The sequence below is a fragment of the Staphylococcus sp. HMSC057A08 genome, from assembly GCF_001812925.1.
GTDB lineage: Bacteria > Bacillota > Bacilli > Staphylococcales > Staphylococcaceae > Staphylococcus > Staphylococcus hominis.
The window spans coordinates 123,136-135,655 of the sequence record NZ_KV810857.1 but is presented as its reverse complement, the minus strand read 5'-3'; the positions used below and the strand labels follow the sequence as shown (position 1 = coordinate 135,655).

Sequence of the window (12,520 nt, the reverse complement as noted above, 5' to 3'; positions counted from 1 at the left end):
TTATTCTACTTTTAAAATGACTGATTTAGTAATAAAGTATTAATACAAGCGAAGAATATTATAGATATACACGAAAATCATTATATATTTTAATTATTGTGGAGGTGCTTTTATGAATAATTCAATCACTATTATCGATGAAAATAAGGTGATTGATGTTGTATTAATAGCTGGTCGCATTCTCTTAGAATCTGGAGCTGAAACTTACCGCGTTGAAGACACTATGAATCGAATTGCTCACAGTTATGGTTTAAATGATACATATAGCTTTGTCACATCGACCGCTATCATTTTCTCACTTAATGATCGAACAAATACAAGGCTTATAAGAATTAGAGATCGTACTACAGATTTAGAAAAAATTGCTCTTACAAATAGTCTTTCTAGAAAGATTGCTAAAAATGAGCTAACCATTGATGAAGCTAAATCAGAACTGATTCATTTAAGTAAAGCTTCATTACAATATTCTTTTTTATTGAATTTTTTTGCTGCGGCAATTGCATGTGGCTTTTTCTTACTCATGTTTGGCGGTGTTGTTTCTGATTGCTGGATTGCTATTTTAGCTGGCGGCGCTGCGTTCTTAACTTTTAGCTTTGTCCAGCGTTTCATTCAAATTAAATTCTTTTCTGAATTTGTAGCATCAGCAGTAGTCATTACAATTGCTGTTACATTTACTAAACTAGGCATTGCTACAAATCAAAATATTATAACAATTTCTAGTGTTATGCCCTTAGTACCTGGAATTTTAATTTGTAACGCTATTAGAGATTTAATGGCTGGCGAGCTACTTGCTGGAATGTCTCGTGGTGTAGAAGCTGCACTAACATCATTCGCTATTGGTGCAGGCGTAGCGATTGTTTTATTAATTCTTTAAGAAAGGCTGTTTATGTATGTTATTTTATCTATTTCATTTTGTTATCAGTTTTATTTCAACAGTACTTTTTTCTATTATATTTAATGCTCCTAAACGACTTTTGCTTGCTTGTGGATTTGTCGGCGCCTTAGCTTGGACAATTTATCAATATACTGTAGATATGGATTTAGGAAAAGTTGGCGCTGCGTTTTTAGGTAGTTTAATTCTTGGTTTATTAAGTCATGTGATGAGTCGACGCTATAAAAGACCCGTGATTATCTTCATTGTGCCAGGTATAATCCCTCTTGTTCCTGGTGGTACAGCATATGAAGCAACACGATTTTTAGTATCTAATGACTATACTCATGCTGTGAATACATTTCTAGAGGTCACATTAATTTCTGGTTCAATTGCTTTTGGGATATTGGTAGCAGAAATTCTCTACTATATTTACACACGTATTAAGCAATTTTATGGTAAAATCAAAGGAAAAACGTATAGAAAATCTTACAATATGAACAATAGAGTCTAAGGGGATGTTTCGTTATGAAAGTACAGATTATAGATAGATTATCAAGATATGTAAAAATAGATACACAATCAAATCCCGAATCGAAATCGACGCCTTCTACTGAAAAACAATGGGATTTATTACATTTATTACAAAAAGAACTGCAAGACTTTGGATTAGAAACAGAATTGGATAATAATGGTTATCTGTTTGCCACTTTAGAAAGTAACATAGAAAAAGAAGTTCCTACGGTCGGTTTCTTAGCACATGTAGATACCTCACCAGATTTTAATGCGACAAATGTTAATCCTCAGATTATAGAAGATTATAATGGTCAACCTATTAAATTAGGTCAAACAAATCGAGTATTAAGTCAAGATGTATTTCCAGAACTTAAAAAATTAGAAGGTCACACTCTAATGATTACAGATGGTACATCTTTACTCGGTGCCGATGATAAAGCAGGTGTTGTAGAAATTATGGAAGCAGTAAAATACTTGCAGACTCATCCAGAAATTAAACATGGTCGCATACGTATAGCTTTTACACCTGATGAAGAAATAGGTCGTGGTCCTCACAAGTTTAATGTGGAACGCTTTAATGCCGATTTTGCCTATACTATGGATGGCAGTGAATTTGGAGAATTACAATTCGAAAGTTTTAATGCAGCAGAAGCAACAATCACTGCCCATGGTGTAAATGTTCATCCTGGTTCTGCAAAAAACGTAATGGTTAATGCTATTGGATTAGTACATCAATTCCATAGTCTACTACCTGCTAATGAAGTACCAGAACGTACAGAAGGTTATGAAGGATTCTATCATTTAATGAAAATAGAAGGAACAGTTGAAAAAGCTTCTTTACAATATATTATAAGAGATCACGATAGAAAATCTTTTGAACTTAAAAAGAAAAAACTTTTAGAAATTCGTGATGATATTAATATTCATTATGAAGGTTATCCAGTAAAAGTAGATATCGAAGACCAATACTATAATATGGCTGAACAAATTAAGCCACATCCGTATATTATTGATATTCCTAAAAAAGTATTTGCAGATTTAGAGATAAAACCAAATACTGCGCCTATACGTGGTGGTACTGATGGTTCTCAGCTTTCATTTAAAGGTTTACCTACACCTAATATTTTTACAGGATGTGGAAACTTCCATGGTCCATTTGAATATGCTTCTATCGATGTAATGGAAAAAGCAGTACAAGTGATTATTGGTATTGCTCAAGAAGTAACACAATATGAAAAATAATAAATAAAAAAAGTTTAGTTCATTCTTTGAACTAAACTTTTTTATTTATTTTATTCCCTTAGCTGTAGTTTTTAATAATCGTAAAGCTTGAACTGTATAATGTCTAATTTGAAGACCCATTTTAAAATCTGTGTATGTTTTCGGCATTTCAATAAATGTATTAAACATGGCTGTTACGCGATGATGATTAAATATATCAAACTTATCATTAGTCGCACAAATTGCAATAGATGGTTTGTGATATTTTTCTGTAAGTTCCGCAATAGTCAATGTGGTTGTTTCAAGCATATGATCTTCTTCTTTTAAACCCTCTCCAAAGATAATTAAATCTGCCTGAGATACTAACTCATCTAAATGTGTAATTTGATTTACTAGTTCATGACTCGTTAAAATTTCTGTGTTGTATAATGCTTTCAACACCGCAGCTATACCGCCACCGGCTCCGCCACGTTCAATAGGTCCTAAAGCAATATGTAATTCATTTTTCATAATCTCATTTAAGTACCAAATTAAATTATCAATTTCCACTGCTTTTTTGTGTGGAATTTGATGGTTATAGCTTAATTTCATAATTTCACTATTTTTTCCATACAACTTACTAGAAAAATCCGTCATCACTTGTAGTCTGACATTTTCCAATGTACTAGGCAGTCCAGAAATGTCAATATGACGAATGAACTTAATCATTTGTGCGCCTTCTCGTGCGTCAAGTTCTCTATTTTCATCATCATAAAATTTAGCTCCTAAAGCTTGTAGCATCCCTACGCCACCATCAAAACTATCCATACCACCTAAAGATATAATAATATGATCTGTGTCCTTGTTTAATGCATCTAAAATAACTTCTCCTAACCCAAAACTAGTACGTTGTTCAATTGCTTTATGACCTTTTGAAAATAAATTACTTTCAATAATTACAGTACCTTCTTCAGTTTGTCCATATATCGTTTCAATCTCATTCATATCGGCATCATGAACATTCACTTTATATTTTGTACCTGAGTGCCAAAGAAATACTGAATTTAATAATTCATGACGTCCGTTAAATAAAGGTACCTGTACAATATCTGCATGATCAATTTGACTTGCTATTGCCTCTTCCACATAACGATTCGCTTGATAACTCGAAATAATACCGTTAAATTCATCCATGGCTACTAAAATTTTCATTCTATTTTCACCTCATGCCACTTTCTATCTTTCTTAAATTCATACGTTATAACTTCACTTTCACATTATACATAGGTTCATCGCATATTTCATTTTTTACATTTTATAAATATAAAAGTCATTTAAAATGATAAAAATGTAGATATAATAAAGAGCTGGTAACAAAAAATGTACCAGACTCTTAAATCGATATATTATCTTTCTTATTCTTCAGCTTGTGCTAATGTAGATACATTAATATCACTATGACTAGCATTCCATACAGCTTTTCCATCTACAAAATAAAAAGCTTGTGGTGATTCATGTTTCACATTTGTCTTTTCAGCAATATAATCAGAAAGTTTTCTTTCTTCTTGAACTACTAGATAATATCCATCTATGTCTCTTTCATATAAAAACTTATTAAATTGATCAAATGCTGCAGCTGAAATTGGACATGTGTCACTATGTTTTAATACAAATACATCGTTATGTTCTTCTAATACTTGTTCAAACTGGTCAATCGAACTCAGCTTTATAGCCATTCTATTCACCTCTAAATTTTTTAACTTTGTCCCTTTTTTTAAATTAAACTTCTCAATGGCTACAATTATACACATTTCATCATATAATGTTAACCAAAAATTTAAATTTAGGTTTTATTCGTTTTGCTATACTTTTTCTAATTTTGTTTTAAAGTTGTGATTTCCCTTACTTAAATCTTTACCCGTTTTAGGCAGTTTCTCAACATTAATTTTTGAAAGTTGATCTTCAATCTTAATAGTTGTTTCACGTGTCTCATAATAATTAAGTAAATTATAGTACATTTCTATCGCATTTTTACGAGCATTGTTTACATGTGAATCTGTAATATTAGTCTGATTTAAATCTTTAATCTGTTTTTGTATCAGTGGTTTTATATGCTCATTAATTGCTTTTGAAGTAGGATAATTATCTTTTTCTAAATATTTTTGAGCAGTTTTTCGTAAATTACGATTATTGTTTTCAATTTTAGATTTTAATAGATGTGCATTTTCTTGATTATTTGTTTTACGTATATCTTTTTCTACTAGTGCTCTATTTATTTCAAATGAATGTGTATAATTTAGAATTTTTTCATTTTCCACAACTGATTGATTATATAAATCTACAAATGATTTAATTTCATTTATAGATTGATGTTGCTTACTCACATGATTTAAATAATCTTTCTTTAATTGACGAGTTTTATTTGTCTTAGCCGGAAGATGTTTAGCTTCTTTTTCATACTCTTTAAACTCAAGCACTAAACGGTGATTTATATTTTTCTGTAGTCGTTCAAATGACTTTTTATTTTTATCTGTTGTATCGGTTTTACTTATATCATTTAAACGGTTCAGCTCTAATTGATTCATCACTTTTTCCACGCTTTTTTGCTTGGTCTCTACTTTAGATAGGTGTTGTTTGAAGCGATTTAAATCTTCGTTATTATTCTGACCACAACCAGAAAGTATCAAACAGTATAGTGAACATAATGAAAGTATTATTAATTTTTTCATTTTTGCACTCCTAACACCCGTATTATACATAAAGTTATTTATATTGAAAATAAATTATGTTATAGTATTTCAGAATTTGTATAATTATTTAATTGAAGGAGTTACATATGTATGCATCTGTTCAATCATTTATAAATTGTCCCAACGTCAATGATTATCATCAGTTGTATGAAAACACTAAAGCTCTGTTATTTAACTTGTTAGATTCTCCAGTAAAATTCACACAACATATCGGGGGAACAAAACATTTTTCTTATCCCACAGAACCGATTTTAGATGTTTTAGTTGGAGTCAATAATCTCCATGATATTACCTCTCTTGATGAAAAGAGATTGAATTATGTAGGCTTTTATCGATTACACCATCCTTATAAAAAGAAAGTGATGATGGCAAAATTTGATAATATGATCAATCTTAAGCAAATAATACGATTACACATTATTCAAATAGATACGCCCTTATTCACTCAATATTTAGCTATAGATCACGTACTGTCTACACAAAAACACGTAGCACAGATGTTTTCTAATCAGAAAAATGAATTTATCAATTTAAATTCAACAATCCGATACTACGAAAACCAAAAACAGAAATTTTTTGATAATTTGTATCATACACTTTAATGATATACAAATTGTTTTAAACTCTTTTAGCAAAACATATGTAAAGTTGCTATAATAAAGTTTAGATTATAGAAGAGAAGAAAGGATGTACTTATGTTAGAACAAGAAGACATCTTAAAAGATTTAAAATCTTTAGTACCTGACAATATTATTAAAGTTAATGAACCGTTAAAACGTTATACATACACGAAAACTGGTGGAAATGCAGATTTTTACCTTTCACCTATCGAAAATGAACAAGTACAAACTATCGTACGTTATGCTCAAGAACATCAATTGCCTGTTACATATTTAGGGAATGGTTCAAATATTATTATTCGCGAAGGCGGTATCAGAGGTATTGTGATTAGTCTATTATCCCTTAATCATATTAATGTCTCAGATGATGCAATTATAGCAGGAAGCGGTGCAGCAATTATAGATGTATCGAGAGCGGCAAGAGATTACGTTCTTACCGGCTTAGAATTTGCTTGTGGCATTCCTGGTTCTGTTGGTGGTGCTGTTTATATGAATGCAGGCGCCTATGGAGGAGAAATTAAAGATTGCATCGATTATGCTTTATGTGTAAATGAACACGGCGATTTGATACAACTGACTAAAGAACAATTACATTTAGACTATAGAAACAGTGTCGTTCAAAAACAACATTTAGTAGTTCTTGAAGCAGCATTTACTTTAGAACCAGGTAACTTGAACGAGATTCAAGCTAAAATGGATGATCTTACAGAACGTCGTGAATCTAAACAACCACTTGAATATCCTTCATGCGGTAGTGTATTCCAACGTCCTCCAGGTCATTTTGCTGGAAAATTAATTCAAGATTCAAATCTTCAAGGTCATCGTATTGGTGGCGTAGAAGTCTCAACTAAACATGCTGGATTTATGGTAAATGTCGATAATGGTACAGCAACTGATTACGAAAATTTAATTCATTACGTACAAAAAGTCGTGAAAGAAAAATTTGATGTTGAATTACATCGTGAAGTTCGAATCATTGGCGAATATCCAAAGTCAGAGTAAATTCTCAATGTTAGGAGATGTGAAACAATGCCAAAAGTTTATGGTTCTCTCGTAGACAATGAAACACGTTGTATTCACTATCATACATTTCTTGACATTATAGCGATTAAATTTAAATGTTGTGAAAAGTATTATCCTTGTTATCAATGTCATAACGAACATGAATCTCATAACATTCAGCGTTGGTCAGCAGAAGAATTTCATAAAAAGGCGATACTTTGTGGAGTTTGTCAAAATGAACTCTCTATTCATGAATACATGATGACTGAAACTTGTCCAAGTTGCCAAGCACATTTTAATTCACGTTGTAAATTTCACTATCATTTATATTTTGAAATTTAATACTTAATTTAAATGATATATAGAATAACATATAAAACAAAGTATTTTGACGAGACTCTTGAAGGAACAGGATAAACTAAAGACTACAGACTAAAGTTGTCCCCAACAAAGTAAGCCAACAGTACGAAGTATTGTGAATAAAGAAGCCAGTAAATGAATTTATAATAAAATCATTTACTGGCTATTTTTCTAGGATGTATGTCCCACTCTTTTATTCATTCTACACTTAGTATCCTAGATTTATTTTTTAGTTTTATCAATTACTTTTTCTAACTCATCAATTTGTTTTACTGTTGTTGTTGTTGAACCTGAAGCAAAGTACCATAGTTTAGGGTCTAATTCATAAACATTGTTATTTTTAACTGCTGTTACATCTTTAATAACATCATTTTTTAACACTTGTTTAGCTGTCGATTTTCCACCCACAACTGATCCACGATCCATTGCTAAAATGATATCTGGATTATGATTACTGATATATTCATTATTAATATTTTGACCATGTGGACTTATTTTAACGTGTTTATCCGCTGGTTTAAAGCCTAGCGTATTAAATACTAAATCACCAAATCTTCCGCCTGGTCCGAATGTAGAAAGTTCTCCTTCATTAACTAAAAGATACATTACAGATTTATCTAAATCCTTAGTTTGTTTTTTCATATCTGAAATTTTTTGATCTAATTTTGTATTCATATCTTTTGCTTTATCTTCTTTGTTATAAATTTTACCTAGATTTTCTGTATTCTTTTTCATATCTTTAATATAATGATCTTCACTTGCACCTACATAGACAACTTTAGCTTTAGGCGCTGCCTTTTTAAACTCATCTAGATTTTTCTGAGTGGCTGCTCTACTTGAAATATAAATAACATCCGGTTTAGCTTCAGCTATTTTATCGAAATTTATTTCTTTTAAATTACCAGTATTAATATATTTATCCTTTTTAAATTCACTTAGAAAACTTGGTAAAGATTCATTATTTTCGCCTTTTGGTAACCCTTTCACTTTATCAGCTACACCCATTTCTTTTAAAACATCTAGTGCTCCATAATCTAGAACAACCGCGTTCTTAGGATTTTTAGGCACTTTCACAGTGTTACTAATTTTTTTACCCTCATTACTACTTTCATCATTTCCGCTTGCTGAAAAGCTATTTTTAATTGAAACTGTATCTTTTGAATCATTTTCATTATTTGATTTATTACCAGAATTATTGCTACACGCTGATAATACTAAAGCTAAAGTTAAGACTAAAAATAAGACTGTTTTCTTCATATGTATTTCTCCTTTTATAAGTTAACTTTGGTACTCAATTTTTCAAGTATTTCCTTTTATATTTTCTAAACATCACCCCTTTAAATATAAAAATATTTATCTCATTTTAAAAGATAACCTCATCATAATATAAACAAATACGTTGGCCTCTAATTTCTTCTACACGAACATTCATTTCATATAAATCTCTTAACACATTTGTTTCAATTACACTATCTTTTGGGCCAGATTTAACAATTTCACCTTTCTTTAGTGCAACAATGTAATCTGAATAACAAGATGCAAAATTAATATCGTGGAGTACAATAACAATCGTTTTATTTAAATCGCGACACAATGTTCGAAGTGTCTGCATAATTTGAACTGAATGTTTCATATCTAAATTATTTAACGGTTCATCTAACAAAATGTATTCTGTATCTTGAGCAATTGTCATAGCAATATACGCACGTTGTCTTTGTCCTCCAGATAGTGTTTTTATATTTCTATCTTTGATTTCCCTTAGATGTAGTAAATCAATGGCATATGCCACTTTCTCATGATCTTCTTTTTTCATTCGACCTTTTGAATAAGGAAAACGCCCAAAATTTACAAGCTGTTCTACAGTGATATTCATATCAGTATGATTTGTTTGTTTTAAAATACTTAACTTTTTTGCTAATTCATCACTTTTATAATCATCAATTAATTTATTTTCAATATTAATTGTACCGTTCTCATATTCAAATAATCGACTTACTGCTGATAGAAGTGTACTTTTTCCTGCTCCATTTGGACCTATCAAAGAGGTTAACTTACCCTTTTGTATATCAACATTTATATCTTTCAAAATAGATTTACTCTGAATTTTTTTATCTAAATTTCTAATCTGAATCAATCTTCATTCCTCCTTTTAATAAGTAAGTATATGAAGTAAATACCTCCAACTAAATCTATAATAAGACTAAATTCAGTGGTAGCTTTAAACATATTTTCTATAATCCACTGAGCTATAAATAAACTAATCCAACTTATAAGAATCGTTGCGGGTAAAATATATTTATGTTCATATGTTTTCATGAATTCATGCGCTAAATTGACTGTTAATAATCCTAAAAATGTAACAGGACCTACTAAAGCAGTAGATATTGATACTAATAAAGCCACTAAAATTAATAAAAGTTTTGTCATTTTTTCATATGATACACCTAAGTTAATAGACTGATCTTTCCCTAGTAATAACACATCTAAATAAGGTCTTAATATAAAAGCAATTACAATTAAAATAATTAAAAGTATACTTGAAATAAGAACAAGTTTAGAATTAGAAGCGTCAAAACTTGCAAACATCGCACTTTGAACGGTTAAAAAGTCATCTGGATTCATAATAAGTTGAATAAATCCAGTGATACTACGGAAAAATGTTCCTAATACTACCCCAACAAGTAAAATAAAATAAACCGAAAAATGTCCTAATTTAAACATGCCTTGAAATAATACTAAAGAAAAAAGAACCATCACTACGAGAGTTAGAAGAAAATTCAAATAAGTATTTGTCACTACACTGGCTTGTGTACCTAATAAGAACACAGGCAAGACTTTAATAAATAAATAGACTGAGTCTAATCCCATAATTGAAGGAGTAAGTAATCTATTCGCAGTGATAGATTGGAAAATAACAACTGCCGTACTAATAGATCCACCAACAAGTAAAATTAAAACTAATTTTCTTATTCGACTTTCAAACTGATATTGAAAAATTTCAAAATCCAAACCTACTAGTAAGTAGAAAGCAGCCATGCAAATTGTAAAAAGAAAGAGAATTAATATTTTTTTATTAGCACTAATTTGCATAATTATTTCTACCTTTCATCAATAAAACTAAGAAAATAATCGTTCCAAATACTCCTATTGTTAAACCAATATTTATTTCATAAGGGTAAACAATTAATCTACCAATAATATCGGAAAACAATACAAATATAGAACCTAGCATTAATGTATGAGGTAATGCATTTTTCAAGTGGTCGCCTCTATACATTGAAATAATATTAGGAACAATTAAACCTAAAAATGGTAATGTTCCAACTGTCACGACAACTAATGCTGTCAATGTTGCAGTGATTAAAAGCGCAATATTTATAATTTGTTCATATTTAACACCTAAATTATGACTAAAATCTTTGCCCATTCCAGCAATCGTAAAGTGATTGGCAAATATATAAGCGATAATTAATAAAGGAATAGCTAAATATAAAATTTCATAACGGCCGCTTGTAATAACAGCAAAATTCCCATTCAACCAATTATTAATACTTTGTAGTGCATTCGTTCTTAATGCTATAAAAGTGGTAAAACTTGAAACAATGCCACCAATCATAATACCTAAGAGCGGGACAAAAATAACTTCTTTCACTTTTATAAAATTGATTAGTTTAACGAATAAAAATGTTCCTCCTAGGCTTAATGCAACTGCAAAAGTCAATTTGATCAATATATGACCTTTTGGGAAAAATATGAGTGAAAGTAATATTCCTAATTTTGCCCATTCCATTGTTCCAGCTGTAGTAGGACTTACAAATTTATTTTGCATCATCTGTTGCATAACTAGTCCTGCTAAAGCAAGAGAACTTCCAGATAAAAGAATACTTATAGTTCTAGGAATACGACTAGAAAATAAAATATTTTTCTGATTATCTGACAAATGAAAAAGATCAGTTATTGATAATTGACTTACGCCAATAAATAAAGAAAGTATACTTAATATCACTAAAATGATTAATAATGTATAACCTTTGAATAGAAACTTCATTCGTAATGCTCCTTAGTATATATACCATTTCCATTGAAAATGATTATCATTTAACTATATATTAAATTGTCATAATAAATTTTTCAATAGTAATACTAATATTCTTTTATTTTTTATAGAGAAATTAAAAAAACTAATTGCAGTGATGATTCTACAATTAGTTTTTCTAAAATTAGTTATTATTCTAATCTTTAAAAATAAAATCTTCGTCTTGTAAAGCTTCCACGTTAAGTGCTAATGTATAGCCGTCTCCTTTTACTGAGAAAAAGTCATGATTTTTTGTTGATGTATCTAATGCGTTTTCAATAATAGGATTAAACTCTTTTTCTTCAAAATAAGGTTCAAATCCTAAGTTTGATAAAGCTTTATTCCCATTATATTGTACATAATTTAAAACATCTTCAGTTAAACCGATATCATCATATAACATATGTGTATACGATACCTCATTTTTATATAGTTCTTCTAACAACTTATACATTTCTTTATCAGCTTTTTGTTTTTCATTTTCTGATAGCTCATTACGTAAACTTTGAGCATCTAAACCGGTAAAAACTCCATGAATTGATTCATCAAGTAAAATTTTTCTAATAATTTCACCAGAAGTTGTCATTTTTCCTTGACCCGCAAGATAAAGTGGATAATAGAAACCAGAATAGAACAAGAACGTTTCTAAGAAAACACTTGAAACTCTTGCCATATATTGATCAAAAATAGAGGCTTCTTTTCCCCAAAGTTTATGATAATTAGAGATAATTTTATCAGATTTATATTTTAAATGAGGCTCTTCAATTACCCAAGTATCTAATAGATAATTTGTTTCACTAGATGGAAGTAACGTTGTAAAAATATGTGAATAACTTTTAGCATGAATTTGTTCCATCATTTGCATAAATGAATAAACTGCTTTTTTACGTAAATCCGTTGTATGTAGCATAATTAATGGCATACCATCATCCGCTTGATGTGTATCTAATCCAGTTAAACCTGCTAAAGCACGTTTAAACGTATTTTTTTCATCCTCTGTTAGTGTCTTCCAACTTGCTATATCCTTTGAAACTTTAAATTCTGTTTCTACCCACATTTGTGAAATGTTTTGACGCCAAAACATATTTGTCATATCTTCTTGAGTATTCCAATTGACGGCCTTCAT

General features: G+C 30.0%; 14 protein-coding genes. 6 read left to right on the top strand and 8 right to left on the bottom strand.

Annotated features, from left to right (window positions below; translation table 11 throughout):
* Positions 1-112: 112 nt before the first annotated feature.
* The 3 genes from HMPREF2881_RS07880 to pepT are packed head-to-tail and all read left to right on the top strand — an operon-like array spanning position 113 to position 2,629.
* The gene (locus HMPREF2881_RS07880) at positions 113-874 is read left to right on the top strand and encodes a threonine/serine exporter family protein (protein WP_002448186.1); all 762 of its coding nucleotides are present in this window, start codon (positions 113-115) and stop codon (positions 872-874) included.
* Positions 875-890: 16 nt separating this feature from the next.
* Positions 891-1,385 (top strand): threonine/serine exporter family protein, encoded by a 495-nt coding sequence (locus HMPREF2881_RS07875; RefSeq protein ID WP_002448047.1) that lies wholly within the window; start codon positions 891-893, stop codon positions 1,383-1,385.
* A gap of 14 nt (positions 1,386-1,399) precedes the next feature.
* Positions 1,400-2,629, top strand: a complete 1,230-nt coding sequence (pepT, locus tag HMPREF2881_RS07870) for a peptidase T (RefSeq protein WP_002448057.1) — start codon at positions 1,400-1,402, stop codon at positions 2,627-2,629.
* A gap of 45 nt (positions 2,630-2,674) precedes the next feature.
* On the opposite strand, the gene HMPREF2881_RS07865 is transcribed toward pepT, so the two are convergent.
* From HMPREF2881_RS07865 to HMPREF2881_RS07855, 3 genes are all read right to left on the bottom strand, one after another.
* The gene (locus tag HMPREF2881_RS07865; protein ID WP_002449068.1) at positions 2,675-3,799 is read right to left on the bottom strand and encodes a glycerate kinase; all 1,125 of its coding nucleotides are present in this window, start codon (positions 3,797-3,799) and stop codon (positions 2,675-2,677) included.
* A gap of 203 nt (positions 3,800-4,002) precedes the next feature.
* Positions 4,003-4,323, bottom strand: coding sequence for a bacillithiol system redox-active protein YtxJ (ytxJ, locus tag HMPREF2881_RS07860; protein WP_002449093.1), 321 nt, complete (start codon positions 4,321-4,323; stop codon positions 4,003-4,005).
* A 126-nt stretch (positions 4,324-4,449) separates the two neighbouring features.
* A complete protein-coding gene (locus HMPREF2881_RS07855; protein WP_002449074.1) occupies positions 4,450-5,316 on the bottom strand; it encodes an EMYY motif lipoprotein in 867 nt (288 codons plus the stop codon).
* Positions 5,317-5,423: 107 nt separating this feature from the next.
* Here HMPREF2881_RS07855 and HMPREF2881_RS07850 point away from each other — a divergent pair, with 107 nt between their 5' ends.
* The 3 genes from HMPREF2881_RS07850 (at position 5,424) to HMPREF2881_RS07840 (ending at position 7,301) form a co-directional block, all read left to right on the top strand.
* Positions 5,424-5,939, top strand: a complete 516-nt coding sequence (locus HMPREF2881_RS07850; protein WP_002449072.1) for a GrpB family protein — start codon at positions 5,424-5,426, stop codon at positions 5,937-5,939.
* Positions 5,940-6,032: 93 nt separating this feature from the next.
* Positions 6,033-6,959 carry a UDP-N-acetylmuramate dehydrogenase gene (gene murB / locus HMPREF2881_RS07845; protein WP_002449097.1) on the top strand — a complete coding sequence of 309 codons (927 nt, stop codon included), beginning with the start codon at positions 6,033-6,035 and terminating at the stop codon, positions 6,957-6,959.
* A gap of 27 nt (positions 6,960-6,986) precedes the next feature.
* On the top strand, positions 6,987-7,301 hold the full coding sequence (locus HMPREF2881_RS07840; RefSeq protein ID WP_002488026.1) for a CHY zinc finger protein: 315 nt from the start codon (positions 6,987-6,989) through the stop codon (positions 7,299-7,301).
* A 240-nt stretch (positions 7,302-7,541) separates the two neighbouring features.
* On the opposite strand, the gene HMPREF2881_RS07835 is transcribed toward HMPREF2881_RS07840, so the two are convergent.
* The 5 genes from HMPREF2881_RS07835 to nrdF all read right to left on the bottom strand — a co-directional run bounded on the left by HMPREF2881_RS07835 (position 7,542) and on the right by nrdF (position 12,520).
* Positions 7,542-8,576 carry a ferrated catecholamine ABC transporter substrate-binding lipoprotein SstD gene (locus HMPREF2881_RS07835; RefSeq protein WP_002449092.1) on the bottom strand — a complete coding sequence of 345 codons (1,035 nt, stop codon included), beginning with the start codon at positions 8,574-8,576 and terminating at the stop codon, positions 7,542-7,544.
* 106 nt (positions 8,577-8,682) lie between these two features.
* On the bottom strand, positions 8,683-9,453 hold the full coding sequence (locus HMPREF2881_RS07830; protein ID WP_002449075.1) for an iron ABC transporter ATP-binding protein: 771 nt from the start codon (positions 9,451-9,453) through the stop codon (positions 8,683-8,685).
* Positions 9,450-10,409 (bottom strand): iron chelate uptake ABC transporter family permease subunit, encoded by a 960-nt coding sequence (locus tag HMPREF2881_RS07825; protein ID WP_002449066.1) that lies wholly within the window; start codon positions 10,407-10,409, stop codon positions 9,450-9,452. Before HMPREF2881_RS07825 ends, HMPREF2881_RS07830 begins: the two co-directional genes overlap by 4 nt.
* Complete coding sequence (locus HMPREF2881_RS07820) at positions 10,399-11,367, bottom strand: ABC transporter permease (protein WP_002449086.1); 969 nt, start codon at positions 11,365-11,367, stop codon at positions 10,399-10,401. The genes HMPREF2881_RS07825 and HMPREF2881_RS07820 overlap by 11 nt, the downstream gene beginning before the upstream one ends.
* Positions 11,368-11,551: 184 nt before the next feature.
* Complete coding sequence (nrdF, locus tag HMPREF2881_RS07815) at positions 11,552-12,520, bottom strand: class 1b ribonucleoside-diphosphate reductase subunit beta (protein ID WP_002449076.1); 969 nt, start codon at positions 12,518-12,520, stop codon at positions 11,552-11,554.